Origin of the sequence: Devosia sp. 919 (assembly GCF_013185965.1) — a bacterium.
Lineage (GTDB): Bacteria > Pseudomonadota > Alphaproteobacteria > Rhizobiales > Devosiaceae > Devosia.
This window is the reverse complement of the sequence record NZ_JABAOL010000001.1, coordinates 686,465-712,313: the sequence shown is the minus strand read 5'-3', so window position 1 is coordinate 712,313 and position 25,849 is coordinate 686,465. Positions and strand designations below refer to the sequence as shown.

22 protein-coding genes are annotated in these 25,849 nt (G+C 60.1%); 7 read left to right on the top strand and 15 right to left on the bottom strand.

Annotation, left to right across the window (positions count from 1 at the left end; all coding sequences use genetic code 11):
* Positions 1–16: 16 nt before the first annotated feature.
* The 6 genes from HRQ64_RS03420 to HRQ64_RS03395 are packed head-to-tail and all read right to left on the bottom strand — an operon-like array spanning position 17 to position 5,527.
* On the bottom strand, positions 17–1,216 hold the full coding sequence (locus tag HRQ64_RS03420; protein ID WP_172122059.1) for a LysR family transcriptional regulator: 1,200 nt from the start codon (positions 1,214–1,216) through the stop codon (positions 17–19).
* Positions 1,213–2,079 carry an NAD(P)-dependent oxidoreductase gene (locus tag HRQ64_RS03415; RefSeq protein WP_172122057.1) on the bottom strand — a complete coding sequence of 289 codons (867 nt, stop codon included), beginning with the start codon at positions 2,077–2,079 and terminating at the stop codon, positions 1,213–1,215. The genes HRQ64_RS03420 and HRQ64_RS03415 overlap by 4 nt, the downstream gene beginning before the upstream one ends.
* Before the next feature lie 9 nt (positions 2,080–2,088).
* Positions 2,089–3,144, bottom strand: coding sequence for a 4-oxalomesaconate tautomerase (locus HRQ64_RS03410; RefSeq protein WP_172122055.1), 1,056 nt, complete (start codon positions 3,142–3,144; stop codon positions 2,089–2,091).
* Positions 3,137–3,808 (bottom strand): 4-carboxy-4-hydroxy-2-oxoadipate aldolase/oxaloacetate decarboxylase, encoded by a 672-nt coding sequence (locus HRQ64_RS03405; protein WP_172122053.1) that lies wholly within the window; start codon positions 3,806–3,808, stop codon positions 3,137–3,139. Before HRQ64_RS03405 ends, HRQ64_RS03410 begins: the two co-directional genes overlap by 8 nt.
* Positions 3,808–4,539 (bottom strand): PIG-L deacetylase family protein, encoded by a 732-nt coding sequence (locus tag HRQ64_RS03400; protein WP_172122051.1) that lies wholly within the window; start codon positions 4,537–4,539, stop codon positions 3,808–3,810. Before HRQ64_RS03400 ends, HRQ64_RS03405 begins: the two co-directional genes overlap by 1 nt.
* Before the next feature lie 28 nt (positions 4,540–4,567).
* Entirely contained in the window at positions 4,568–5,527 is a 960-nt protein-coding gene (locus tag HRQ64_RS03395; protein WP_172122049.1) for a VOC family protein, read from the bottom strand.
* 392 nt (positions 5,528–5,919) lie between these two features.
* Here HRQ64_RS03395 and HRQ64_RS03390 point away from each other — a divergent pair, with 392 nt between their 5' ends.
* The 4 genes from HRQ64_RS03390 (at position 5,920) to HRQ64_RS03375 (ending at position 10,884) form a co-directional block, all read left to right on the top strand.
* Positions 5,920–6,888 (top strand): TRAP transporter substrate-binding protein, encoded by a 969-nt coding sequence (locus HRQ64_RS03390; RefSeq protein WP_172122047.1) that lies wholly within the window; start codon positions 5,920–5,922, stop codon positions 6,886–6,888.
* Between the two features lies 1 nt (position 6,889).
* Positions 6,890–7,393, top strand: a complete 504-nt coding sequence (locus HRQ64_RS03385) for a TRAP transporter small permease (protein ID WP_172122045.1) — start codon at positions 6,890–6,892, stop codon at positions 7,391–7,393.
* Positions 7,390–8,700, top strand: a complete 1,311-nt coding sequence (locus HRQ64_RS03380; protein ID WP_172122043.1) for a TRAP transporter large permease — start codon at positions 7,390–7,392, stop codon at positions 8,698–8,700. The genes HRQ64_RS03385 and HRQ64_RS03380 overlap by 4 nt, the downstream gene beginning before the upstream one ends.
* Before the next feature lie 462 nt (positions 8,701–9,162).
* On the top strand, positions 9,163–10,884 hold the full coding sequence (locus tag HRQ64_RS03375; RefSeq protein ID WP_248308185.1) for a carboxylesterase family protein: 1,722 nt from the start codon (positions 9,163–9,165) through the stop codon (positions 10,882–10,884).
* Positions 10,885–10,989: 105 nt separating this feature from the next.
* Here HRQ64_RS03375 and HRQ64_RS03370 read toward each other — a convergent pair whose 3' ends face one another.
* The 6 genes from HRQ64_RS03370 to HRQ64_RS03345 form a co-directional block, all read right to left on the bottom strand.
* Positions 10,990–12,276, bottom strand: a complete 1,287-nt coding sequence (locus tag HRQ64_RS03370; protein WP_172122041.1) for a LysR family transcriptional regulator — start codon at positions 12,274–12,276, stop codon at positions 10,990–10,992.
* A 63-nt stretch (positions 12,277–12,339) separates the two neighbouring features.
* A complete protein-coding gene (locus HRQ64_RS03365) occupies positions 12,340–13,029 on the bottom strand; it encodes a FadR/GntR family transcriptional regulator (protein ID WP_172122039.1) in 690 nt (229 codons plus the stop codon).
* Complete coding sequence (locus HRQ64_RS03360) at positions 13,026–14,591, bottom strand: carboxylesterase/lipase family protein (protein ID WP_172122037.1); 1,566 nt, start codon at positions 14,589–14,591, stop codon at positions 13,026–13,028. Before HRQ64_RS03360 ends, HRQ64_RS03365 begins: the two co-directional genes overlap by 4 nt.
* Positions 14,581–16,113, bottom strand: coding sequence for a tripartite tricarboxylate transporter permease (locus HRQ64_RS03355; protein WP_172122035.1), 1,533 nt, complete (start codon positions 16,111–16,113; stop codon positions 14,581–14,583). The genes HRQ64_RS03360 and HRQ64_RS03355 overlap by 11 nt, the downstream gene beginning before the upstream one ends.
* A gap of 14 nt (positions 16,114–16,127) precedes the next feature.
* Complete coding sequence (locus HRQ64_RS03350; protein ID WP_172122033.1) at positions 16,128–16,595, bottom strand: hypothetical protein; 468 nt, start codon at positions 16,593–16,595, stop codon at positions 16,128–16,130.
* A gap of 65 nt (positions 16,596–16,660) precedes the next feature.
* Positions 16,661–17,674, bottom strand: a complete 1,014-nt coding sequence (locus HRQ64_RS03345; RefSeq protein WP_172122031.1) for a tripartite tricarboxylate transporter substrate-binding protein — start codon at positions 17,672–17,674, stop codon at positions 16,661–16,663.
* 146 nt (positions 17,675–17,820) lie between these two features.
* On the opposite strand from HRQ64_RS03345, the gene HRQ64_RS03340 reads away from it, so the two are divergent.
* Positions 17,821–18,729 carry an alpha/beta fold hydrolase gene (locus HRQ64_RS03340; protein ID WP_172122029.1) on the top strand — a complete coding sequence of 303 codons (909 nt, stop codon included), beginning with the start codon at positions 17,821–17,823 and terminating at the stop codon, positions 18,727–18,729.
* An 11-nt stretch (positions 18,730–18,740) separates the two neighbouring features.
* Positions 18,741–19,475, top strand: coding sequence for a TSUP family transporter (locus tag HRQ64_RS03335; RefSeq protein ID WP_172122027.1), 735 nt, complete (start codon positions 18,741–18,743; stop codon positions 19,473–19,475).
* Positions 19,476–19,608: 133 nt separating this feature from the next.
* Here the strand turns inward: HRQ64_RS03335 and HRQ64_RS03330 are convergent, their stop codons facing one another.
* Positions 19,609–20,187, bottom strand: a complete 579-nt coding sequence (locus tag HRQ64_RS03330; protein WP_172122025.1) for a hypothetical protein — start codon at positions 20,185–20,187, stop codon at positions 19,609–19,611.
* A 175-nt stretch (positions 20,188–20,362) separates the two neighbouring features.
* Complete coding sequence (locus HRQ64_RS03325) at positions 20,363–21,748, bottom strand: neutral/alkaline non-lysosomal ceramidase N-terminal domain-containing protein (protein WP_172122023.1); 1,386 nt, start codon at positions 21,746–21,748, stop codon at positions 20,363–20,365.
* A gap of 384 nt (positions 21,749–22,132) precedes the next feature.
* On the opposite strand from HRQ64_RS03325, the gene HRQ64_RS03320 reads away from it, so the two are divergent.
* Complete coding sequence (locus tag HRQ64_RS03320; RefSeq protein ID WP_172122022.1) at positions 22,133–23,905, top strand: alpha/beta hydrolase domain-containing protein; 1,773 nt, start codon at positions 22,133–22,135, stop codon at positions 23,903–23,905.
* A gap of 379 nt (positions 23,906–24,284) precedes the next feature.
* Here the strand turns inward: HRQ64_RS03320 and HRQ64_RS03315 are convergent, their stop codons facing one another.
* The gene (locus HRQ64_RS03315; protein WP_248308183.1) at positions 24,285–25,847 is read right to left on the bottom strand and encodes an ABC transporter substrate-binding protein; all 1,563 of its coding nucleotides are present in this window, start codon (positions 25,845–25,847) and stop codon (positions 24,285–24,287) included.
* Positions 25,848–25,849 lie beyond the last annotated feature (2 nt).

Genomic DNA, 25,849 nt, shown 5'->3' with positions numbered 1-25,849 from the left:
TAGGGCCGGGTGGAAATCATCCGGCCCTTTCCGATTGGGTAGCGTTGCTGTGGAGCTGTGCGGATGCGTGACGAATGGCGTCAAGGAAATGCGATTGCGCTCGCGTCGGCTCCCAACCCTTGCGTGTGCCAATGCCAATGGCGCGCGTGGTCTGCGGCAACGCTGCCGGAAGCTCGACCAGACTGCCCAATCGCACATCAGAAATGATCTGTCCGGACGAGACAAAGCCTAGATGGTCTGAAACCGCCAACAACTCGCGCATCAGCATGACCGAGCTGGTTTCAACGAGACTTGGGGGCGCGTTGCCCTCGCAGAAAATCCGGTCAAACACGGCGCGCGAGGGGGTGCCTATGGCTGACACCACCCATGGATAGCGAGCCAGTTCCCCAAGGGTTGGCTCCCTGTCAGACCGCATCGGGTGATTGGGGCCACAAACGACAGACAATCCGTCCTCAAACAGCAGTTCCTGCTCAAGATCGTCGACTGGCGCGGGATAGCGTAGTGCCCCGATAAGCAGATCAATCTTGCCACGCAGCAGCCCGGTCAGAAGATCGCAATAGGGTCCCTCTACCGCCTTGATCGGGAGTGTCGGAAACTGTTCCCGAAAGCGGGCAATGGCAGCTGGAAGGATGGTAGCGCGGGACAAGGGCATGGCACCGACGACAATTTCGCCAACCTCCCTGCCAAACAGCGCCCCGAGTTCAGCTTCCGCCTGCGCCAGTTCGGAAAAGGCGAGTTCAGCCGCCTGGGCAAGACCGATCGCCGCGCGGGTCGCGATCATACCGCCGGACGTTCGTTCAAAAAGCGCCTTGCCACATTCCAGCTCAAGCTCGGCGATAGCGCGGTGAACTGTGGGTTGCGCGAGGCTAAGTCGACGCGCCGCCAGCGAGAAATTTTGTGCATCGACCGCCGCGATGAGGGCCGTCAGCTGTGAGGTAGTTGCCGTCAGGCTCAGGCGACTGGATAGGCCTGTCAGAACCCGATCGAGCCGATCAAGCGCCCGGCGGACACGGCGCGCCAGGATTTGTCCCGCTTCAGAAGTGAACAGCCCTCTCGCCGTGCGTTGGAACAGCGGCATGCCATAGGCGTGTTCAAGCTTTCTGATGGCCTGAGTTACGGCAGGCTGGGAGACATTGTTGAGCTCTGCCGCCCGAGTGATTGATCCAGTTTCGACTGCGGACAGGAAGGTTCGCAGGTGGCGGAGATTGGACTTCATTGGATCCGGTCAAGAATGGCATCGAGTTGATCGAGCAATGCCCTCTCGCTCGAGTCATCGCCCAGGCTCCCGAGCTGGTCCTGCCACGCAACGGTTGCCGCGGATACTCGGCTGGGAATGCCCAGTTCGTCGAGTGTTGTCACCACCTCGCGCATTTCTGCCGCGCGACGCATTCCGTGATGCGTCATTCGTTCGAGATTGTAGGCTGTGCGCGCAGCCCAATCGACGTTGGCATCCGATCGGACGAAGGAAGCAATGACACGATCCTCGACGCCTGCCCGCCTCGCAGCCAGCATGCATTCTGCCGTGACGGCCTCAATCCCCTTCACAAGCACCGAGCGGATCATTTTTACCGCTGAGGCCTCGCCGATGGCCTCACCAGCCAGCTCCGCCACCATGCCGAGTTCTGTCACAGCGATGGCCTGCGCGTCACTGGCATCTGGTCCGGAAAGAAGGACTGGCGTTTTGTGCAACCGCGGATGGACTGGCGCCATGATCGCCATATCGACATAGCGCCCGCCGGCGCCATTGATGATGGCTGCGGCATCGCGCTTCCGCCCCGGAGAACTTGAAGAGCCATCGAGCCAGAGCACGTTCGCGGCCAGATGCGGCGCAGCAGCCTGTGCAGCGGCGATGGTCTGGTCGGTGGGAACGAGGGCAAAGACCAGTTCGGCTTCACGGACACATAGCTCCGCCCAGCGGCACGGATCGACATTGAGCGCATTAGCGGCCGACAAAAGGTCAGCATTGTCGTTGAGCTGATCGAATTTGAGGTCATAGCTTTTCACTCGACCGGCCGGTAATTTGAACCCCTGGGCAAAAGCCTGCCCTGCTTCCCCAAAACCGATCAGCGCAAGCGTCAACTCTGCCTCCTAGTAGACCCAGCCATCCATAAGTTTGCGCGCTGTGCGCAATACGCCCGCCTTGGCGATGCTTCCCGCATCGTCCAGTTGCGCGACCACGGTAAACTCACCCGTGGGATGTTCAACGGAAAGCGAACGCTCCTGCCCAGTAGTCTTCGCCGCAATGCGCTGAGCCGGACCTTCGGGAAGCAGGCAAGCACTTGCCACGGATACCGCGGCAAGAACGCCTATGGCATCGTGACATTTGTGGGGGATGAAGCTGCGAGTGGAAATGACACCGCAAGACCGTGCCGGACTCACCAAAGTCATCTTTGGAACGGTGGCATCGCGCACGTCGCCGAGGTTCATCATCGGCCCAACAGCCAGCCGTATTTCTTCAAGGCGCTGGCGCAGGGTGTCGTTGGCATCGAGCTCAGCTGGCGTTTCCGTGCCAGTCACGCCGAAGTCCGACGCATCGAGGATGACGCAGGGCATGCCATTGTCAATCAGGGTGACATCTACCCCCAGGACCCGGTCCACCGCATTTCCGGTGGGCAATAGTGCGCCGCAACTGGACCCAGCCGTATCCTCGAAGAATATCGGCACTGCCGCGGCAGTCCCCGGTACGCCGTCGATGCGGGCATCCCCATCATAGACGACTGCACCGTCCGGCGTGGCGACAGTGGAAACGGCGATCTGGCCGGTATTTTCCATGAATATCCGGACGCTGGTCGTTCCGTCCTGCGCCGGGATCAGACCGCGCTCGATCGCAAATGGCCCGACCCCTGCAAGAATGTTTCCGCAATTCTGCTTGTCGGACACCACCGCCTTGTCGACCGAAACCTGCAAGAACAGATAGTCGACATCGACGCCCGGTCGCACCGAGCGCTTCACCACCGCAACCTTGGATGTCAGCGGGTTGGCTCCGCCCATGCCGTCGATCTGTCGAGAGTCAGGCGAACCCATTATCCGCAACAAAAGCGCGTCCCGGGCTGCAATATCTGCGGGGAGCTCCTCGGCAAGAAAGAACCCGCCCTTGGATGTGCCACCGCGCATCCACATGACGCGCGTGCCGGGTTCAGACATATTTCAGCCCCTTCCCGGCGAGCCGTTCGCGCATCTTGTAGATGTCGAGGCCCAATTCTCCTGCTGCAAGGCGCTTGCGCTTCTCCTCCTCGGCAGCGACGCGGGTTTCGGCCGCGTCGGCTACAGCGGCAGCCTCTTCCCGGCGAACCACGCAGACCCCGTCATCGTCGGCAATGATGACGTCACCGGGGTTGATGAGCGCGCCGGCGCAGACGACCGGCACATTGACCGAACCCAGCGTTTCCTTGACCGTGCCTTGGGCAAAAATGGCCTTGGACCAGACCGGAAAATGCATCGCCGTCAGGTCCGCAACATCGCGCACTCCAGCATCGATGATCAGCCCTTTGCAGCCCCGAGCCAGCGCCGAGGTTGCGAGGAGATCGCCGAAATAACCGTCTTCGCAGGGACTGGTTGGCGCCAGCACCAGAATGTCTCCATCCCGAAGCTGCTCGATGGCAACATGGACCATCCAGTTGTCGCCCGGGGGCGCTGAGATGGTGACAGCGCTCGCGGCAAGGCGGGCACCCGAATAGATCGGGTGCATATAGCTGGCGAGGAGCCCCTTGCGCCCCTGCGCTTCGTGAACGGTCGCGACGCCACAGGCGGCAAGCCGGTCGATGATGGCGCGGTCGGCCCGCTCAAAATTCTGGACGACGACGGCCATCAGAGCTGATCCACGGTGCGCGGATAGACCGACTGGAAGCCCTCGGCATATTTAGCCGGACGCCCGCCGGATTGGCCGCCGGAATTGCGGGTGAAATGGTTGGCGCGGTTTTCAGCGACGTTCTTGTAGTAGTGCCAGAGATGCTCCTGGCCTTCCATGCACTGGATGGCGGCCCATTTCTTGTCCCAGACATCGGTGATGTCGAGGAAGGTATCGGGCTTCCAGTCCATCTGCTCGGTCTGGTGCGGCTCGAACAGATAGACCTGCGGCGCGCCGAGGATCTTCTGCCCCGGATTGTGCCCCCAGGCCTGCGCAATGGCGCGGCATTCGAGCGTCCACTGCGACACATACATATGGTCGGTATTGTAGGGGTCGTATTTGGAATGGGTCATCATCAAGTTGGGCTGGACGGCCCGCATCACATCGACCAGGCGATCTTTCGAGGCGCGATCCATTTCCAGCGGATAGTCGCCCAGATCGAAGAACTGGATATCGTGCACATCGAGCGCCTTGGCAGCGTTCTCGGCCTCGCGACGCCGGTCGGTCTTGACCTTGTCGAGGCTCATGTCCGGCTGCTTCCAGAGCTTGGCGCTCTCCCCGCGCTCGCCATAGGAAAGGCAGACGACAGTCACGTCATAGCCGAGGGCGGCATGGGCAGCGATGGCACCACCGCAGCGCCAGACGAAATCGGCCGAATGGGCGCTGACTATCAGCGCGGTCTTGTTGGTCATCTTCCCTATCCTTCAAGCACGAAACCGCTCATCCCTCGTGCGGGACTGGCGGCGTTCCGTGGGTATGAAAACTCTCGATGGTCTTGAGACCCCAGGCCTGACCCTTCTTGCGATCTGCCTCAGTCCAGACCACCGGCTCCCAATCGGGCGCGAGCAACAGGCGCGCGCCGGCATTGGCGACTTCGACGCGATTGCCCGCTGGTTCGTAGACATATAGAAAGAACGTGCCCTGGATGGCGTGCTTGTGTGGGCCTGTCTCGATATGAACGCCGTTCTCGAGGAAGATGTCGGCTGCGCGCAGCACGTCTTCCCGCTGGTCCACGGCATAGGTCACGTGGTGGAAGCGCCCGGTGTGGCCGGTGTGATCTTCGGTATAGGCGACGTCATAGGTCTTGTTGTTGACCGTGAACCAGCAGCCACCGATACGGCCATTGTCGAGCTGGATATATTCGGAAACGCGGCTCCCCAGGGCCTGCGTTATCCAATCGCGCACCGCCGAGACGTCCTTGGCAAGGAGGTTGAGATGGTCAAGCCGGCGAACGCAAACACCCTGCCCATGGAAACGGCTGGCAATGTTTTTCAGCGCGGCCCGACTGCTATCGTCGGCCACAAAGCGGCGAGTGTCGTAGTAGATCTCGAACGTATGGCCATCAGGATCGGTAAAGCGATAAGCCCGTCCGTGCCCCTCATCGCCATCCACCCAGCCCAGCCCGCAGCCCAAGGCCTCGATGACAGCGACGCGACGCTGCAGGGCCTCAGGCGAAGATGCACGATAGGCAACGTGGCCTATGCCGGTGGTGGTTGCCGCCGTCAGCTTGAGCGTGTGAAACTCATAGTCGTCAAAACCGCGCAGATAGGCGACGCCTTCGGATTTGGCGCTGACGCTCAAGCCATAGACGCGCGTGAAGAAATCGAGACTGTCCTCGAACCGATCGGTGAGCAGCTCCACATGCGCAAGATGGGCAATGTCGTGGCACGGTTCGACCATGGTTTATCCTTTTAATCCGGCTGTTCGCGCTACTGTTCCAGACCGGCAGTGCTGCGCCAAGGGATAAGCGGACAGCCGGTCGGAGGAAAATTCGAAGCACCGCAGGTGGCATAAGTTTGAGCTATTGCTCGGCACATCCACTGGCCAAGACGCATCGCTCGCCGCACTCCGCGAGCACGCTTAAAGTCTGTGGCTAAACGACTTTCTTGATCGGAGGCATTGTATCGGGGCATGTTGGATCATATCCACGCATTCTTCCCGGAAGCCTCGATGCGGCACCGCTATAGCTCAAACTAATGGACAGCGTTGCAATTTGCATTGGCGAGGAGCGGCTCCACGCCTTTACCTCGTCGGCAACTAACCCGACGAAGCGCTCAATGGGAGGAAACCTGATGCGCCTGAAGTCCTTGGTCGCTGGCGCCGTAGCCAGCCTCGCGATGACGGCCGTGCATGCCGACGAACTCAGCTTTGCCAATTACATGGCCCCGACCCATCCCTATGTTGGCGGTGCCTTCGAGCCATTTGCCAATCTGGTCGCGGAAAAGACGGGCAATGCGCTGACGATCCGCCTCTATAACGGTGGCGAGCTGGGTGCGGGGCCGGATGCGCAATATGACCGCGTCGTCGAGGGGGTAGCCGACCTTGCCGTCAGCCTGCCGGGTTATACTGCATCGACCTTCCCGCTCACGCTTCTGACCGAACTTCCTGGCGTCATCGACGAAGCCACAGGAACAGAGAAAATCTGGAAAAACATCCAGCTTTTCGAGCCGGAATATCAGCGCGTCAAACTGATCTCCCTTTGGTCCTCGGCTGCCAACCTCCTCTACACCAAGAAGCCGGTTCGCACGCCTGCTGACCTCGCCGGTCTCAATATCCGCGTTCCGTCGCGCAATGCCGGCCTGCTGGTCGAAGCCTGGGGTGGAAGCCCGGTCTCGATGCCTGTTTCGGAAATCTACACTGCGCTGCAGACCGGCGTGATCGACGGCGCCATGATCGACGGCACCGCCACCACGGCCTTCAAGCTGGGCGAAGTCGCAGACTATCTGACGGTGGGCATTGAATCGACCATCTCGCCCTTCTCCATCGTGATGAACCGCGACGAGTTCAATGCGCTGTCTGCCGAGCAGCAGGCCGCCCTTGAAGCCGCGGGCAAAGAGGCCTCGGCTCTGGGCAGCAAGACCCAGCTCACGGTTGCCGCTGGCGGCATCAAGGCCTTCGCCGATCTTCCAGGCAAGGAAGTCATCAAGCTCACCGAATACGAGGCGCGGGCTTTCCACGAGCTCAATGCCCCGGTGGTCGCCAAGATCATCAGCGACGTTGGCGGCAATGCGCAGGCCGTCGTCGACGCCCTTGCCAAATAATATGCCCAAGACAACGCTTCATGCCTGGTCGAGATTTATCGGCCAGGCGACTTACGCCCTCACCTGGGTAGCGGCGGCTGCCATGGTGATGATGATCGTCCTGATCGTGGTCAGCGTCTTCATGCGCTATGCGCTGCATCAGCCGCTCCTGGGCAGTAACGAGCTGATCCAATTGACCTCCGTTGTCCTGGTCATGGCGGCCCTGCCTTACTGCACGTTCGAAGAGGGCCATATCCGTGTGGACATCCTCGACAATTTCATCGGCCGCTGGGGCCGACTGATCGGGGATCTGGTTTTCCGGCTGACATCCATTTTCGTCCTGTCACTGCTCAGCTATCGCGCGGTGATCAAGGGCCTCGACGCGCTCCGCTGGGGCGACGCGACCAACATGCTCTCCTTGCCGATCTGGCCGCTCTACATTGTCCTGGCGACAGGTTCGGCCCTCTGCGTCCTGGTTTTCGTTGGCCAGACCATCCTCATCGTCACCGAAAGAGACGCTTCATGAGCGCTGCCGTCATCGGCCTCATCGGCGTCGCCGCCCTGTTCGCGCTGATGCTGTTTCGCACGCCCATCGCCTTTGCCATGCTGATCGTCGGCTTTTTCGGCTATGCCATGCTGCGCGACTTCAATTCCGCGACGGCACTGCTGCTCACCGAGAGCTATTCGACGGTTTCGAGCTACACGCTCATCGTCGTTCCCATGTTCATTCTCCTGGGCAATATTTCCTCGGCCGCCGGGTTTAGCCGTGGCCTCTATGACGCCGCCAATGCCTGGGTCGGGCGTTTTCCCGGTGGTCTCGCCTCGGCATCGGTGCTCGGTTGCGCCGCTTTTTCGGCCGTATCGGGCTCCTCTGTCGCCACCGCCGTGACGATCGGCAAGGTCGCAATGCCGGAGATGCGGCGGCTCGGCTATGCTGATGGCCTCGCGGCCGGTTCCGTTGCGGCCGGCGGTACACTCGGCTTTCTCATCCCCCCTTCGACCGCCTTCGTCCTCTACGCCATCCTTACCGAGGAATCGATTGGACGCCTGTTCATGGCGGGCGTTCTGCCCGGCCTGCTGATGACCGGTCTGTTCGTCGCAACGGTCTGGCTCGTGGTGCTTTTCAATCCTGCATCCGGCCCGCGCGGCGAGAAAATGCCGCTTCGGCAAAAGCTCATCACGCTCATCGACTCCGTGCCGCTGATCGCCATCATCGTCATCTCCATCGGAGGCATCTACATCGGCGCCTTTACGCCCGTCGAAGCCTCGGGGATCGGCGCTGCGCTCGTTATCGTATTGGCCCTTTTGCGGCGCCGGCTGAGCTGGGCAGGGTTCAAGGGCGCTGCTCTCGAAACGCTCAAGACGTCGGCGATGCTCTATTTCATCGTCATCAGCGCCAATGTGCTCAACCCGTTCATGGCCATGACCGGAATTCCCCAGACACTGGGCGGGGGCCTGAGCTCGATGGGGCTTGGTGCCTACGAAACCCTGTTCGTCATCCTCTTAATCTATGTCCTGCTGGGCATGTTCATGGACGAACTGGCGATGATCGTGCTGACCATTCCGATTGTTTTTCCCATCATCGTGGGCCTGGGCTTTGACCCGATCTGGTTCGGTGTCGTCCTCGTCATCGTAGTCCAGATGGGGCTGATTGCCCCGCCGGTGGGCCTCAATGTCTTCGTGGTGAGGAGCGTAGTCCCCGAAGTGCCGTTGATGACCATCTACCGGGGCGTCATGCCCTTCCTGGTTGCCATGATCGTCGCTCTGATACTGATCATCATCTTCCCACAGATCGCATTGCTGATTCCGAACTCAATGTTCGGTACCAGCTAGGAGGTGGCATCAATTCTTGTCATCTAAACCGACGATTGAAGATTCCTGGCGCCCCTTCGGCAACCGTTAGGGCCTGACGATTGCGAAGGCGCGGCGTGGTCATCAGACCAACGCAACACTGGGGCTTGCGTGGTGTTGCCAGGGCAACCAGTACTTAATGGTCCATCGTCAACGGCCGCTTGCTACGCTGGTGTCCCGAAAGCGGCCTGTCTGCTCACGGCCCCAAAGTCGCACTTTACTCCACATTCGATAGCCTTACAGTCTGATTGAATAACGCGGCCCAACGATACCGCGTTAGCATCCGGCGTCTGATCATTTTCGAGCAGCAAATCTACCGGTTCCATACTTGCCTGCATAAAGACAGGGCAAGTGCCCATCCAGTTGACCAGGTGTGCGGTCTGATCGGCAGTGCACGACAGCATCCCGCCGACGAGGCCCGCGCTAGATCGGAAACCTGGAGGTATGCTGTTTGAAAGCATCTCAAGGGAGGACTCAATGCATTCGAGTGTAAATAAAATGGGCCGACGGCCCCTATTGGGGAACTTGCTCGCCGGAACAGTGCTGTTGAGCGGGCTCATGGTGACCCTGCCTGTCGCTTTCGCGGCTCCGATCGACGTTGTCGAGGTTGTCGGCGGCAAAGCCCAAGGTGTTCCAACTGACATTGCGGGCGTGCAACTGTTCAAGGGAATTCCGTTTGCGGCTCCTACATCGGGCGCCAATCGCTGGCGCGGCCCGCAGCCGGTTGAACCCTGGGAGGGCGTCAAGGTCATGGACCGGTGGCCTGACCAGGTAGTGCAGGACATCAACCTTAATCCCGTTGGCCAGTTCTGGGGCGACGAGTTCTACTACGACCGGGCCTTCCTACCGCCAGCAAGCGAGAACTCCCTCGCGCTGAATCTTTATACGCCCGCCAAAAGCGCGGATGAAAAGCTGCCGGTTTATGTCTGGATCCATGGTGGCGGCAACGATCACGGCTATGCTTCCGAGATCGAGTTCTGGGCGTCCAAGCTGGCAGAACAAGGCATCATCGTCGTTCAGGTCCAGTATCGCGTCGGTCCAATGGGATTCCTGGCCTTGGACGGACTGAGCCAAGAGGGTCCGGAAGGGGCCTCGGGCAATTATGCTCTGCTCGACCTCGTCGCGTCCCTGCAATGGGTGAAGGACAACATCTCTAATTTCGGCGGTGATCCCGCCAGCGTGACCATTGGGGGGCAGTCCGCCGGAGGGCGTAACACCATCACCCTGCTGAGAAGCCCGCTGGCAAAGGGCCTGTTCCAGCGCGCCGTGGTACAGAGCGGCTTTGGCGGCATCCTGCCAATGGAGTTTAAATCGCTCGAAGACGCTCAAGCCGATAACGCTGCCGCCATCGAGGAAATCTTCGGCAAGCCCATGAGCCTGGACGAGCTTCGGGCCCTGCCGACCGATGACTTCATGCAAAATAGCGTCGGGGATGACATCCTTTACATGGCGCTCGACAAGAAGGTGGGCGAGTACATCATCGACGGCTATTCGCTGACCACGGAGTCGGTTGATCTGCTGCAGCCAGGAGCCTTGGACGGCATTGATCTGATGATCGGTGGGGCGTCGGACGAGCGGACGTCGCAATGGGGCGGCCCTGACAAGACCATGTCGGACGAAGAATTCGCCAAGACCATGACGGACCTTTATGGCAACGAGGACTGGAAGGAGGTCTACCAGCCTTCGGACCCACAGGATGCCTATCGTATGACACTGCGAGCCAGTGCTGACCTCGAGTTCCAGAAGGCGTTGATTTCGGCTGAGTATGTCAAGGCCAACAACCAAGTCAGCAATGTCTACGCCTTCTACTTCAACCACAGCCCTCCGGGCCGGAACTCGGAGTTCTACGGTGCCTACCACTCGTCCGATCTGTGGTACTTCTTCAACTCCATGCGCGACTGGCATGGCCAGCGCCATTGGACCGACGCGGACAGGCGGATGGGCGAGACGATCTCCACCTATCTGGCCAACTTCGTAAAAACGGGCAACCCAAATGGCGAAGGTTTACCCGAATGGGTGCAGCCCGACGGGGCGCCGAATTTCACGCGCTTCAATGCCGGCTACGCTTATTCGGTGACCGAAACGCCTTATCCCTCGCGCGACGAGGTAAACCGCATGCGCGTCTTTGAGCTGAGCGGAATCGAGCAGTCTGCCCTGACGAACTAAAGAAAGATGCGGTCGCGCCCTTGGCGTGGCCGCATCCCCAGTAGCTTCTGGCGGCGTGCGACCCGCGTGATCCACGCTAGAAGCTGCCGCGAAACCCTAACGATGTTACGCTGCTGAGGCATCGCCAGCCGAGCATCCCGGCAACGACAGGGTTGCCGCCACTGCCCTGAGATGATCGAGAAAACGGGCATGATGAGGCGGTGCAAAGAATGCCTCTCTCCGGTAGATGACCACCTCGCGTGGAGGGATAGGCAAGGAAAACGGCAGGGCAACGAGGTCGGTGCCGTTTCCGCCAGCTTGCATCTCGTGCTCCGAGACGATCATCAACCGATCGCTCGAGCGCAGCATGGCAAAAGAGAGCGCGGCCGAGCGGGTTTCGACCGAAATTCCGTTAGGAAGACCGGTATCCTTGAAAACCTCGTCGCAGGCGAGCCGCAGCGGCGTTTGAGGAAGTGGCAGAATCCACTCAAACCTGGCCAGGTCCTCGACCAAAACGCGACGGGCAGTGGCGAGTGGATGGCTGCGGCGGCACGCTACGGCAAAGCGGGTTTGAAAGAGGTTTTCTGCTTCCAGGCCCCGCGTATCCACGCCAGCTTTCTTGGTGCAGATTAGATAGTCCAACTCTCCCGCCCGCAACTTGGCTGCCATCACGGGAAAGGTGTCGTCGATAACTCTCAGCACCAACGAGCTCTCTTTGGCAGGGGAGTTCGAGATTGCCAAAGGGATCAAGACCAAGCGCGCAAAACCGAGGCAGCCTATGGCAATGGTCGGGCGCGCTGTCTCGACATGAGCCGCAAGATCATCCATCGCATAGTCCAGCTCCCGGAGAGCCTGACTAAGCCCCTCAGCCAAGACCTGGCCGGCAGGTTTGAGGAGAATCTGGTTGTCTCTGCGCTCGAATAGAACGCAACCGAACAGTCTTTCGGTATCCCGCAGCCTCGTCAGAATGGCGCTGGCGGATACCCCTAACGCGGTTGCCACTAAACGCGCCTGGGTGAGCCTGGCGATCCCGACAACGGCGAGCATGTGCTGCCAGGTTAATGCTCCAGTGAGGCGAACGCATTCATGCTCCTTGCTCAATTGCGCCTGCATCAGGGTTGCCGCGACCGCCGCTTCAAACAACCTGAAGAACGCCGACAGTCGTCGGCTCACCAGTTCGCCCGCCGGGGTCACTCGGCTTCCACTGGAGCCCCTCTGCAATAGCGGGGTACCAAACATCTGCTCGACCCGGTTGACCGCATAAACGACGCTCGACTGCGACATGTGGACGGCTTCGCTGGCCTGATTGAGACTTTCCAGCCTTGCCGCCGCATCGAACGCCCGCAGATGCCGTATGTTGATGTCCGGGCCTCGGCCCGTCGATCTGAAGCAGGTGTTCAATCTGGCGGTCATCGAAAATCCCCTCTCGGTCTCTCCCCTGCGACCGGTCGGGCTTGGCCCGAAACGGACCAGAGTTTACGTCTCTAGAATTTGCCCAAGCATTCCACGTTGGACCCGTTGCAGATGGCCAAGCATGAATTGCTCGGCCGCTTCGGGTTCCTGCTGCTCAATCGCGTCGACGATCCGCCGGTGTTCTTCAAGACTGGGGTTGGACGGCGATGGGGGCTGCTTGTCCTTGAGCCGTCCCCAGAAGGCCACGTGACGGACATTGTGCAGGGTTTCGAGGAAATGGGTGAGAGGCACATTGCGCGTGGCTTGGGCGATAACGATGTGCAACTTGCCGTCCCAGAAGGCATATTCCTGAAAGGTCTTGGCGGCCTCGGTTCGCTTGAGGCATCGATGCATCTCGTTGATCTGGGAAGAGGATGCATTGAGCGCGGCGAAGCGCGCCGCGCTCGGCTCCATGATGAGCCGTGCGGTCATCACATCGGTCGGGCTGGTGCGCGCCGCCAATGCGGAAGTACTTTCCCCGGCGTCCTCGGGGCGCGCGCCAACAAAGGTGCCTTTACCCACATGGCGCCAGATATAGCCCTCCGCTTCCAGCTCGCCGAGCGCCTGGCGCAGCGCACCCCGCGAGATGCCCAGTTGCTCGGCAAGTTCCCGCTCAGGCGGCACACGGCTGTTCAACGGCCACTGCCCGCTCGAGAGCCACTCCTTCATCTGCTGCGTCGCGGCGATCCGATTGCTCACTATGGTGACCGTCAAGCTGCTCCTGCAACCATGCGCTCGTCATGGTCCGGATTGGTTTCAAAGCGCGAAGGCGCATCAAGGATCATGGTTTGTGCCCCATCCGGTGTTACGCAGGGCCAGGCCGGCAATCCGGGATGTTCAGGATTGCCATGCCGGGCAAAAGCGATCCAGGCGTCGGCTACGATTTCACCCAGCCTGACGGCCTCTTGGCCACCCCCCGTGCCGTGGCTGCAGCGCTCGACATTGTTGAAGACAAACGGCAATTCGGCATTATGGTAGGCTCTGGGGCGTCCGTCCAGCAGCGGCGTTTGCCAGCAAAACCAATATAGCCAAGCGGGGGCTGCGCCAAGAGCTGCCTTGCTCTGCGCGTGCTCAACGGCGCATTGCCGGATGGTCGCCGAATAAGCGCGCGACATGATGTCGAAGGGCCGATCGGCGGGATAGCGGTCCCGGAATGTCGTGAGTACCGCTGCGGCCGAAGACCCGAACGAGAGGGCGAAGTCGGCTGCCACTTGCTCGAAACTGAGCTGTTCCAAATCAGGCTGGCCGATGGCGTGAGTAAACTCGTTAAGCGTGGTTCCCACCAGCATCGGCACCGAAGCGCTGATGGCAGGGGCATCCGGCCAGCCGCCATGGCGCGGAAGGACATTTCCGTCAACCACCGGCTCCCAACGAATCCGTCGATTGCGACGGGCCGGATTGGACGGCGGCGAGAGCCTCGCGACTGCAGCGAGTTCAGCGCGACTCAATTGAGCATAGGGCACTTCCTGCAATTGGCTTGCACCGGCTTGGGGCATGCCGAGTTCGTCCAGCACGGCAGCAGTCAGCGAGAGCGAGGTCGCGACATCCATTTGGCGCAGGGCGCAATTGCTTTGGACGATGGCGCGGTGGAACAACCCCTTGGCCGCAGGCATCGCCATCAGTGTCGTGACTTTGCCGCCACCGCCCGATTGTCCAAAAATGGTGACGCAGTCGGGGTCGCCGCCGAAGGCGGCAATGTTGTCGCGCACCCATTGCAGCGCCAGCACGATGTCCAGCATCCCTACATTGGCTGAAGAGCCGAACTCGTCCCCAAAGCCACTGAGGTTCAGGTGTCCGAGGACATTGAGCCGGTGATTGAGCGAAACCACGACGACATCGCCGCGGCGTGCAAGATTGCTGCCCTCATACGCCGCCAGGTCGTGGCCGGAGCCCAGGGAGTAGTGCCCCCCATGCAACCAGACAAGCACAGGCCGGCGGGCAGTATCGAGCCCTGGGGTCCAAATGTTGAGGCGCAGACAGTCTTCGGATTGGGTGCCAGCCTGCAGCCCATTGAGCAAAGCATCTTCCATGAAGGCGCTATCGTCGGGCGAGCTTGGCCGTCGCGGCGCCTGGGGTGCGATATCGCCATGGCAGTACGCCAGCCGAACCCCCGTCCACGGTGCGGCCGGGCGTGGAGGCATGAAACGCCCCCGACCAGAAGTGTCCGCTCCATAGGCAAGGCCCAGAAACGTGTGAACGCCGTGGTTCTCAAACCCCTTCACCTGTCCGGCATTGGTGTGGACCACGGGCATGTCGGTGCGAAACTTAGTCATCATTGCCTGCCATTGCTGCCTGCGCCAGCACACCATTTTTCCGGCGGGCACGAATAAAGGGGAACACTGCCGAAGCGAGAGCCATGAGCCAGATCACGTTGCCAATTGGCGACGAGAACAGGATCATCGGGTCGCCCTGACCGACTCGAAGAGAGCGCAGCAGATAGGACTCGAATAGTGGCCCCATCAGTACGCCGATCAGCATGGCGGTGACTTCATAATTGGTTTTGCGGGCGATGTAGCCGATTACGCCGAACACAAGCGCCACGCCGATATCGAAGATGTATTCGCGCTCGGAGAACGCGGCGACGGCGATCATCGACAGGATGAGTGGCACCAAAAAGCGCGTAGGTATCCACACCACCCGGCTCATATATCGCGCCAGCGGCACGATCAGGATCAGCATCAGCAGATAGGCCACGAACATCTGCACAAAGACGCCATAGGCGATTTCGGGATTGTCGGTGAACAAACGGGGCCCGAAGATAACCCCATTATAAGCCAGTACGATCATCATCACGGCGCCGGTTGCGCCGCCGGGGATACCCAGGGCCATGACGGGAACCAGCGTGCCGGAGGTCACGCCATTATTGGCGGATTCTGGTGCGATGACCCCGCAAGGGTGTCCCTTGCCGTATTCGTCCGGAGTCTTGGAGAAGAGCTTGGAGTAATGATAGGCGATGAAGGCCGCAACGGTGGCCCCGGCACCGGGCAGAATGCCGATAATCAGACCAATCAACGAGGTCCAGACGATCTGCCACCAGTATTTCACCGTGAGGCGTAGGCCATCGAAGGTATCGAGCCAGCTCGCGCGACGAGCCGTTGACTGGTCCTTCTTGTGCACGACGGAATCTTCTTCGAGCATCACCAATGCCTCGGAGATGCCGAACAAACCGATCAGGGCGGCAATCAGAGGAACGCCGTCATAAAGCTGGGCGAAGCCAAAGGTCGCACGCGGCGTGCCGAAGATGGGATCGGCCCCTATCGAGCCGATCATCAGGCCCATGAAGCCGGCGATCAAGCCCTTGAGCATGTCGCGCGAGGCAATCGCCGCGATCAGGGTCAGTCCGAGTACCATGAAGGCGATCATCTCGACGCTGCGGATCACGTAGCTGAGCTGGGCCAACAGCGGCAGCGTCGCGATGGTGACTGCGGTGGTGATCAGGCCTGCAAGGACCGAAGAGGAAAAGCACAGCACCAAAGCCTGCTGGGCCTTGCCCTTCCGCGTCATCGGATAGCCGTCGATGGCAGTTGCCGCGGCCCCCCCTTCCCCGGGCATGTTGAACAGGATCGCCGGCACGCCGCCCCCCAGTTGGGTGGCGCAGTACAGCGCGATCATGAAAGCCAAGGCCGATGTGACGTCCATGCTCAGCGTGAGCGGCAGCAGCATCATCAAGGTGTTCTGCGCGCCAAACCCGGGCAGGATACCGACCACAATGCCGATAAGGGTCGCGGGCAGAATGATCCACCACAGACCCAGGTTCTGCATAAAGAGATCGCCCACGAGAGCGAAAGGGAATTCCATGGCTTTTGCTCTTGTTAGGGCAGGATCGACAACAGGGCGTGCTCAAGCGCACCCTGCGGCAGCCGGCTCCCGGCCAGCCAGATCAGCAGGATGAAAACGAAGCTGGCAGTCGCCAGGGAAATACCCGCCAGTTGCCAGATGTTACGCACACCCATGATCAGCATGCCGGCACAAAGCACCAGGGCCAGGCCAAGCGTGGTTCCGGTGAACGGTAGCAGGGCGGTGAAGACGGTCACTGCGAGCAGCAGGGCCAGGCGGCGCCGGTTGTTCTGGGAATTCTCGAACAGGTCGCCAAAGCCAAAGCTGATCCTGCCAGCCACCGCCTGACGAAGCGTCAGCAGCACCTGAAGGGCGCAAAACAGCAGCAGAACCGAGCCAATCAACCAGCCGGTGCTACGTGCTTCCCAGGTCAGCCCCACCGTCGAAATCATGTAGTAGGCCGTCAATCCTGCCGCAAGTGCGGGTATGATCAGGTTCGCCAAGGCGGATTCGTTGTCACCCCGGCCATCGGCCGGGGCTTGATTGGGGGACCTATCCGTCATGGTCGTCAGCTGGCTGCCGTGATCTGAGCCTTGAAGCGCTCCGCGACCTCGGCGATACCCCTGGCGTAGGCCATGCAGCCTTCCTGATCGAGATAACGCATCGCGTCCCAGGGCTGGGTTGTTTTCTTGATGCCTTCCTCGAAGCTGGGCTCCGCGAACACCTTGGCTGCAGTGGTCTTGAGCATCTCGAAATTTTCGGGATTAGCCTCGATCCAGTCATTGTGCATGGCAAAGGACCGCGTCGTGTAGAAGTCCGGCAGATCCGTGCCCAGCACCTCGTTCACCAGCGGCGCGTTCTCGTTCATGTGCGCGAGCTGGTTCTTGGTCCGATTGAACACCGTAAGAACCCGCAGCGCGCCATTGGCTTCGTTGGGCACGCCCGAGATGCCGCCGCCACCCAGCTCGACTTCGCCATTGACCACAGCCGTCAGGGCCGGGTTCCCGCCACCGTACGGGATCAGGTTGAACTGCGCCCCGGTTTCTTCGGCCAAGGCAAGCAGCCCAAGGGCGCCCGGATGGGCCATCCGCGTCATCGAGATGTTGATCGGAGCCTTGCGCGCCTCTTCGATCACGTCTTCAAGGGTCTGAAAGCGGCTGTCGCGGCGGGTGTAAATGCCGCAGTCATCCACGTCTACACCGCAGAAATACGTGTAGTCTTCAGGGAACTTGTAGCCAGGATTTTGGGTGACATACATGATCATCTCAGGACCCATGTTGCCAAACAGCATGTTGTAGCCGTCATGAGCCCGCTGGTTGATGAACAGCTCGTAACCGACCTGCCCGCTGGCGGCGGGGTGGTACTCGAACTCGAAGGACTGGTTGTTCAGCATGGGCGACCATGAATTGGCGAAGGCACGCACCATCATGTCGGCATTGCCACCCTGCCCGGTCGGCACAATGACATTGAACCGGCTTGAGGGATAATTGTCCTGCGCAAAGGCTGGCCGGATGGCGCCAAGCGCCATCGCGCCCCCCATCCCGATCAGCATATTTCGGCGATTAATCTTGAAGTTGGTCATGAACTCCTCCAGGGGCTTGGCCAGTTATGGGCGGACCAATTTTTATATTGGTGTGCTTGCGCCTACAATGAAATCTGCTAATCAGCCTGTCAACAGGCGTTTGGGCTTTGTACCAATCGCACCATTGGTCTATTGGAGTGCAAACCGTGGGCAATATTGAGCAGCAGGATTTCTCTCTGGAGAAGGCCGAGGGCGTCCAGCTTTTCGCCAGGCGCAAAGGTCCCGCCGATGCCAAGGCGGCACGTGGCAACATCGTGCTCGTGCACGGCTCTTCGCAGGCCTCTCTGCCATGCTTTGACCTGATCGTTGGGGGAGGTATGCAGTATTCATTGATGGAAAGCCTTGCGGCGCAAGGCTGGAACGCGTGGACCTTCGACTGTGAAGGCTACGGGAAATCATCCAAGCACCGCGACCGGCTCTTCGACATTGCCGACGGCGCCGATGACTTGGCAGTGGTGATGAAGTTCATCAATGAGATGACCGGGGACACCAATATCCACGTGTATGGCGGGTCGGCCGGCGCCCTGCGGGCGGCCGTCTATGTCGCGCGCGACCCCGCTTTGGTTGGCCGCCTGGCGATGGACGCGGTGGTGTGGACCGGCGAGGGCAGCCCGACCCTCGAACAGCGGCGCAAGCGCCTGCCTGAACTCACCACCTCGCTGCGCCGCCCTATTGATCGGGCAAGCCTCGTTTCGATTTTCAACCGGGACCATCCCGGCAGCGCAGATGAAGTGGTTGTTGAGGCATTTGCGGACGCAGTTCTTGAACTGGATACTTCCATTCCCAACGGCACCTATATCGATATGTGCACCAAGTTGCCGGTGATGGATCCAGCAACCATCGCGGTGCCGGTGATGATCATGCGTGGGGAGTGGGACGGCATCGCTTCCGAGGACGACGTCCTCGCGTTCTTCACCCGCTTGCCCAACCCCGACAAGCAATTGATCATCCTGCCTGGCGTTGCCCATGCCGCACTGAACGGCAAGAACTACGCACTGGCCACCCACACCCTGCTTTGCTACTTCTCCCGCCCTGACCCGGTTTATCTCGGCTAGGCACCGGCGCGATGCTCGCGCTTGGACTCGCGGCTGTTATAACGCTGACCTCGTTCATGTCGGGCGTGTTCGGCATGGCGGGCGGCATGGTGCTCCTGCTTGTGCTTCTTGCCATGGGGCTCGACGTCGCCACCGCTATGGCGCTGCACGGATTGGCGCAGGCGACCGGCAATCTTTGGCGGGTCGTCACCTGGCGCCGGTTCACACGCTGGCGCATCGTGGGCTACTTCGCCGGAGGCACCCTCGCCTCCGTGGCAATCTTCAGCTTGTTCCGCTTCGAACCCAATCGTGCCGTGGTGCTGATCATGTTGGGGCTGGCACCATTTCTTGCCATGGCGTTGCCCAAGCGCTGGGTGCCCCAGGCCGACCGGCCGGCGGGCGGACTGCTCTGCGGCTTTGCGAGCATGGCGGTGACCCTGGTCGCTGGCGTTGCCGGACCCTTGGTGGATTCGTTCTTTATCCGCACCGGCTTTGACCGCAAAACGATCGTAGCAACCAAGGCCGGCTGCCAGCTCATCGGCAACCTGACCAAAACGGCCTACTTTCTGGCGCTGTCGGGCATGTCGGTCGCGCTGGGTCCGGAACTTCTCGCCGTAGCCCTGATATTTCCAATCCTTGGAACCTTCCTCAGCAAGTTCATCCTCGAATGGATGAGCGAGGCCCATTTCCAGCGCTACACACGCTTCGTCATTGGCGTAGTCGGCTTGGTCTCGATCTATAATGGGGTGATGGAAATCTACGCCTGAGCGGCTGCTGTTTGGATTATCTCTGTCAGGCTCGGGCACTGTTGAGAGCGGCGGGGGCGGGCATATCCAGCTCGCCGGGCTTGCACCCAGCTGGTTCACCTATTCAGACGCGCAAGCCCGAACGATTGGGGCCTTACGCCAGCAAGCGCCACCGATACCTGTGGTGGCGGTCCCCACAATACTGCAGGGCCTCCGCAACTACGCCGCGAAACTTCTCGTCGTTCCAGAGGGCAACCAGCAAGGGCAGGTCGAGGCGACCGGACTGCTGTGATCCGCAATAACTCCAGCCCAGAAACACATCCAGGCGTTCAGCAGAATTTTCCTTGTGCCGAGCACTGGGTATCGAGGGGAAAATGTCTTCGTCAGCGGTTCTGATGACCCATGGGGCAAGTTTCCCTTCCAAGACTTCGAACACGCATCCGGCGCGACCTGGGAAACTGAGCTTGGACGAAAGCGGACTGCATAAGACTCCTCCCCCGAGCAGTGGGGGCCCGCCAACCCACTGGGCATGTTCCAGTACGGCCTGGGCATACACGATGGCAGCGCCGGGGGAACCTACTGCCGTGAGCACCGACAAGCGCTCCAGAAACGGGATTTGTCCCACAACGCCAAGGTTCTTGGACTCGATGGTGAGCTCCAGATAATCTTGGCTAGCCCGAGGGGATAAACAATGAACCATGCCGATCTGGTCCCTTTCTTGTCCCTCATCCATGCGGTTGCCACGAGGTTTTCAAGCTTGCGTGCAGCGGAGCCGCGCCGAACGGAACCGAGGCTGAGGGGGTGCCACTATGCCGCCTGACGGCGCGCAGCTGACTTTAATGATCTTCCCGGAGTCCATTGTGCTCGCCTGCAAGACGAACGGGAGCGGGTTGCCCGCTCCCGGGGATTCAGGGCTTCGACGATACGGACGTAATCAGCTGGGCCAAGCCTTCGATGATCGCCGGCTCGGCACAACCGGGCTTCATGCGGGAGCTCGTGACCTCAAACGTCGTTTTCGGGTAACTCTCGTCATCTGGGATATAGCCGATCGATCCAGCAGTATGCGTGATCAGGATCGTCTCTTGGGCCGGAGACTGTTCCATGAACCGGTCGCCGATCACCGTGTTGACCTCGCCGTTTACCCCGGTGAGCGCAACGTCGTTGAGGGTGATGGCCTGCAGCCGCAACTCGACATCCGGAGCATCCTCATTGGTCACCGCAGCGGTCTTGGGATCCATGATCACCTTGCCGCCCGGGCAGACGGCGGTAGCCACGCCCGCTCCGATGGCAACTTCAGTGGTATCGGCTTCGGTCTTCTCGGAAACGCGGATCACTTCTTCGGCCAGCCGCGCGCTTTGGGCATGCAGCAGGGCCCAGCCACCTGTGCCCAGATCGGTGCTGCCCGGTTTGACCCGGCCCTCATTGGACTGGTTGTAAAGGGCCATAAACAGCGGATTCTGGTCGCCCGCGGCGCCCATTGTCCACAAAGCTACAGGCTTGTCGTCGTAGTGGGTCTCCACGAAATTGGAGGTCCAGCCGGCTAGATCGCTGGTAACTTCCGAGCCACCATCCTTGGTCACTGCGGTCAGCATGACCACACTGTGCACGGCATAGTTCACCAGGAAAGCAATCGGCTCGCCGGTCTCCACAGACTCGAACTTGAGCACATCCACACGCTTGTTGGACGGGCCTTCCGGGTTATAGCCGATCACATAGCGATCATCGATGAACTCGTCCCGGTTCACATTCACATAGGCTTGGCCGGCTCCGTGGCCCATGCGGGCATCCTGCAGGTCCGCCTTGGCCTGCACCACCGCCTCAACGGCTCCTGCAAGGATCTTGTCCAGCATTGCCTTGGAAGCGGGGTCGGACGCCTGATCGGCTATCCCACCGGGCGCGCGCCCTACTGAGGGCATGCTGTGATTATGGGTTGCCGCTAGCCAGATACCTTCAGGTGCAATGCCGGTTTTTTCGGCAATCATTGCGGTCAGATCAGCCGCTACGGGCACGCCGCCGACATCCATGGTAACCATGGCAACTTCGGTTTCGCCATTGTTGATCACCATGGCGCGCGCATAAACCGGGTCATGGGTGCCGGTCCAGGGCAACTGGACATTTTCCATTTTGACCGGGTCAAAGAAGCTGCGACCCTGCGCGATGGGATAAAGCTCGTCAGGCGGAGAAATGTCCACCTTGGCCGCGCCTACTTGGAAAACTCCGTCCGCCGCGAAGGCTGCCACGGGGGCAAGACCGACCAGGCACGACGACAGCAACAGAATGCGACGTAAGTTCACGCGCTCCTCCTTCAACGAACAATCTTGGTGCGTCAGCTTGCTTTACTGACCTGCAATCACTGGCAAGCCAGCTCACTTTCACGCCCCTGCAGCATAAGACCCCGACTGGAGCGGGAGGGTATCGAATGTGAGAGCGGGCTAACCAAATGGCGCGCCCGGAAGGCGTGCCTCGTTGACTTGTGGACGCGCTACCATTTCTACTGCTGGTCGCGAGCCGTTCAAATGAGAGAGCAACGAGACCGTCGGAGGAACTTGATCGGGCCCGTTGTCAATCATCAGAACTGAGCGTCATGTAAACAGCCTCGTCGCCGAGCCTGATGCATGTGGGCCCCATGAGGGTCAAACGGGAGTTGGCCGGATTAGGCCGACCATGAGGAGACATCAATGACTTACGCTTACGGGCTGCCCAAGTGGCGGCAACGGTCCCGCTATGCCTTGTTGGCTGCAGCGGCAATTGCATCCTCGGTAGTGGCGAGTTCCGCCATAGCCCAACAAGCTGGTGCTGGCGTTGTCGTTCCGACCGTGACCGGGCCCTTCGCGAGCGAAGGCCTCGACAGTCCTTCGAACGATTACATTTTTTTCTCGACCGATATCGCTCTTGAAAGCCGAGGTTATCGCGAAGAAGAATATTTCGTCAGCGGGGTAGGAAACACCTATGACGCCCCCGATAGAACGCCCGATACCCTCCCCACTGAGAATGCAAGGGTAGTCGAGACGGGCATCCCTTATCACACCCGAATGGTTGTTCGGCGTCCCGTTGACCCGGCTGATTTCAATGGCACTGTGGTCGTCGAGTGGCTCAACGTCTCGGATGGGTTCGACGGCGAGTATTTCTGGGTGCAGTCGCATCAGCATCTGTTGCGTGACGGCTATGTCTATGTGGGCCTGTCGGCGCAGGATAACAGCATTTCGCATGAGGAGCTTGGCCTGAAGAAGTTCAGCGCCGAACGCTATGGCAAACTGGATGTCACGGGCGGCAGCGACGAGTGTTGCCTCGACAGCCAAACAGCCTACGACATTTTTGCGCAGGTGGGCACGGCCCTCAAAAACAACGGCGAGATTCTTGGGGGCCTCGACGTCAAGAACCTGATTGGCGTGGGCATGTCACAGTCGGGTCGGCGCATGAGCGTCTATGCCAATTACCTCCATCTTGGCGCTCCGATCTATGACGGCTTTCTGTTCCAAGTCCACAATTCGCCGTTGCGCGACGACCTTAAGGTCCCGGCAATCCGCGTTCTTAGCGAGAGCGAGTACGACGACGTTTTCGAGGAATCTGAAACTGAGCTGCGCAAGTCCTACTGGGTATCCGGCTCGTCGCATGGCGATATTCTGCAACGCGTCGGGCGCAACGGCGTGAGGCTGCGCGACCTCGGCATTGGCTTGACCGGCAATGATGCCTGCGGTCCGACCGGCCCGCTCGGCGAAAGCCTGACCCGCACCCGTACCCCCATCAGCCATGTTATTAATGCGGCCGTTCACCACCTCAAGGCCAACATCGAAAATGGCACTCCGCTCCCGTCTGGGCCAATCCCCAAATGGGCACCCGCCGAGCAATGGGTGGAACGAGATGAAAGGGGTAACGCCATGGGGGGCATCCAGCTTGCTGATATGGCTGTACCTACGGCTCGATCAGATGGCCTCGAATGCGGGAATATCGGTGTGTGGGAGCCCTTCCCCACCGAAACACTCACCCAACTCTATCCGACGCACGAGGCCTATGTTGAAAAGGTCCGCGCAGCCGTGGAGGCCAATATTGACGCTGGATTTGTTCTCCCAGAAGATGGCCAGCAGACGATTGCGGAAGCCAACGCCTCGGTCATCGGCACGGGCCTGGAATGCGGCACGTATTGCCTCGACCGCAGCCACTACCGCCTGGACTTCTCATCCACGGGCGTCCTTCGCTTGAGCACCGATTATTACAACATCGTGGACGGCGAAGAACTTGTGGCCGCGATCGATGCAGCCCACCGTAATGTCGCTGAAGGCGATACTGCGGAGGCCCCGCAGAACGCCCAGTTCCACGCCCTTGCCGTTCATCACCTTCGCGAATACCTCGACCTGCTCAAGCAGGCGCGTGAAGATGGCAGGGTGACCGATACTGCCTCGGACGTCCTGTCCATGCAGGCATATGCGATCATCAAAGGCCTACAACGCTAGGCTTGCCGCACCTGCACACAAACTGAGAAGGGTAGCTTTGGCTGCCCTTCTTTCTATGGTGGCGCATCCTCAGATTGCGAAGGAAAGGGTGTGGTATCAATCAAGACAACTCGCAGGCGTCTACCGGGCTTCTTGTATCGCTTGATCGACGACAATGCCGTGGGTGGCGAATGTCAGGTTCTGACCGCCGCTCGCTAATAGCAGTCAGTCCGTTATCGCCCCATTCCGGACGTTCAACCTGCCCGATCAAAATCCTATAAGCTGCCTGTCCGGTTCGTCGCTCGCGACCTTTAGCCAGAGTGCAACAAAGCAGAAAGCCGATGGACCGAAAGGTGGGGGATACGCTACCCCGGCGTTGCCGAGGTAGCGACCCGTCGGCCTAGTTGGACGCCAGGGTAGCGCCCCAAAGGTAAACCCGCTCATCGCGGCGAGCTTCCCAATTGATCCGGTTAGCAACGCCATAGAAGTCGGGCTGGAAGTAGAGCATCAGCCATGGTGGGTCGTTGTAGAACACTTCAAGCATGCGATCGATGATCGGGCGTTGCTCTTCGGGCGTACTAGTTTGGGCGATCTCGGCCCAGCCACTAAACCAATCCGGGTTTGCCCAGCTGGTATAGTTGGTACCTGATTCAACGGTGGCCAGATCGGTCATGTCATTGAGCGCGCTCGAGAGATTGCCGCCGGTGCCAAGAAAGAACAGCGGCCCCGCATCGTGTTCGCGGATTAGAGGCACGTACACGGAGGCGAACTCCATCAACTCCACCTCGGTTTGCACACCCACATCGGTCAGATATTGCCCAATGGCCTGGATTACATCGGCATCGTTGAGATAGCGGCCGCGCGGACCCTGGAGGGTTATCTCGAATCGGACCCCATCTTCCCCGCGTGGGTAACCAGCCTCATCGAGCAGCTTTTCAGCCATGTCGGGGTCATAGGGGTAAGGCTCTAGGTTCTGGTTGTCGTTCGGGGGATTTACCAGTCCATCAGCGCGTTCGCATTCGAAATTGAGCAGCTGAGTGCAGATCGAAGGCACATCGACCGCATATTGCAGAGCCTTGCGGACATCTGTTTTCTGGATGGCTGCTCCCCCTTCGCTCGCTTCGGCGAAGTCTTCGCGCAGGTTGAACCCGACATAGATCCGGCGCGTTCCCTGCACAGCTTGAACCACGGCAGCCCCGGAACTGTTCACCGCATCGATCTGATCGGGCGAAACATTCGTAATGATATCGACATTGCCGGCGATGAGCTCGGCGGTGCGCGTGGAGGCCTCAGGAATGATCCGATAGATAATCTTGTCGAAATTCGCCTCCCCCCGGAACTTCTCGAGCACAATTTGCGATGCCCGGTCCCAGGCAGCTAATCGATAGTCGCCTGAAGCTACCGGCTTTTCGAGAGCTTCCTCTATGGACATGGCCTCGTAGCTGTCCTTGCAATGGATCAGCACGTCGGCGAGCAGGGTAAAGGCTATCGGGTTCTTTTGGCCGATCGTCACCTTGACCTCAAGATCGCTCACCGCCTCCGCCGATTTGAACCCGACTGAAGAAAAGATATACCCAGGCGTGTTGCCGGTGAACTTGTTGACGGGGTCCCCAGCGCGCTCAAATGAATAGGCGACATCCTCGGCAGTCAGTGGCTCGCCATTCTCGCAGGTAAGCCCCTCCGCCAAGGTGTAGGTGTAAGAAAGCCCATCATCGGAAATTACATAGGAAACGGCCAGATCCGGCGCGGTGTCCCCGGACGGCAAGCCTTCATACAGCGTGCGGAACATATGCCGAGCAACGTTGGAATTGTCGCGCGCTGAGATCTGCGCCGGATCGAAGGTATTGGCATCGGTCGACAGGCCCACAACCAGGGTGTCGTCCGGCGGAGTGGCGCGAGCAGTCATCGTGGGCAACAAAGCCGCCACGGTGCCGGCAAGCAGCAGGGTTTTCATGGTCGTCATCG

Coding starts and splice junctions, on each gene's coding strand:
- HRQ64_RS03385 (WP_172122045.1), top strand. CDS start 6,890: ATGCCCAAGACAACGCTTCATGCCTGGTCGAGATTTATCGGCCAGGCG.
- HRQ64_RS03345 (WP_172122031.1), bottom strand. CDS start 17,674: ATGACCAACTTCAAGATTAATCGCCGAAATATGCTGATCGGGATGGGG.
- HRQ64_RS03400 (WP_172122051.1), bottom strand. CDS start 4,539: ATGACCAACAAGACCGCGCTGATAGTCAGCGCCCATTCGGCCGATTTC.
- HRQ64_RS03370 (WP_172122041.1), bottom strand. CDS start 12,276: ATGACCGCCAGATTGAACACCTGCTTCAGATCGACGGGCCGAGGCCCG.
- HRQ64_RS03410 (WP_172122055.1), bottom strand. CDS start 3,144: ATGTCTGAACCCGGCACGCGCGTCATGTGGATGCGCGGTGGCACATCC.
- HRQ64_RS03330 (WP_172122025.1), bottom strand. CDS start 20,187: ATGGATGAGGGACAAGAAAGGGACCAGATCGGCATGGTTCATTGTTTA.
- HRQ64_RS03420 (WP_172122059.1), bottom strand. CDS start 1,216: ATGAAGTCCAATCTCCGCCACCTGCGAACCTTCCTGTCCGCAGTCGAA.
- HRQ64_RS03395 (WP_172122049.1), bottom strand. CDS start 5,527: ATGGTCGAACCGTGCCACGACATTGCCCATCTTGCGCATGTGGAGCTG.
- HRQ64_RS03335 (WP_172122027.1), top strand. CDS start 18,741: ATGCTCGCGCTTGGACTCGCGGCTGTTATAACGCTGACCTCGTTCATG.
- HRQ64_RS03375 (WP_248308185.1), top strand. CDS start 9,163: ATGCTGTTTGAAAGCATCTCAAGGGAGGACTCAATGCATTCGAGTGTA.
- HRQ64_RS03380 (WP_172122043.1), top strand. CDS start 7,390: ATGAGCGCTGCCGTCATCGGCCTCATCGGCGTCGCCGCCCTGTTCGCG.
- HRQ64_RS03315 (WP_248308183.1), bottom strand. CDS start 25,847: ATGACGACCATGAAAACCCTGCTGCTTGCCGGCACCGTGGCGGCTTTG.
- HRQ64_RS03360 (WP_172122037.1), bottom strand. CDS start 14,591: ATGATGACTAAGTTTCGCACCGACATGCCCGTGGTCCACACCAATGCC.
- HRQ64_RS03355 (WP_172122035.1), bottom strand. CDS start 16,113: ATGGAATTCCCTTTCGCTCTCGTGGGCGATCTCTTTATGCAGAACCTG.
- HRQ64_RS03390 (WP_172122047.1), top strand. CDS start 5,920: ATGCGCCTGAAGTCCTTGGTCGCTGGCGCCGTAGCCAGCCTCGCGATG.
- HRQ64_RS03320 (WP_172122022.1), top strand. CDS start 22,133: ATGACTTACGCTTACGGGCTGCCCAAGTGGCGGCAACGGTCCCGCTAT.
- HRQ64_RS03405 (WP_172122053.1), bottom strand. CDS start 3,808: ATGGCCGTCGTCGTCCAGAATTTTGAGCGGGCCGACCGCGCCATCATC.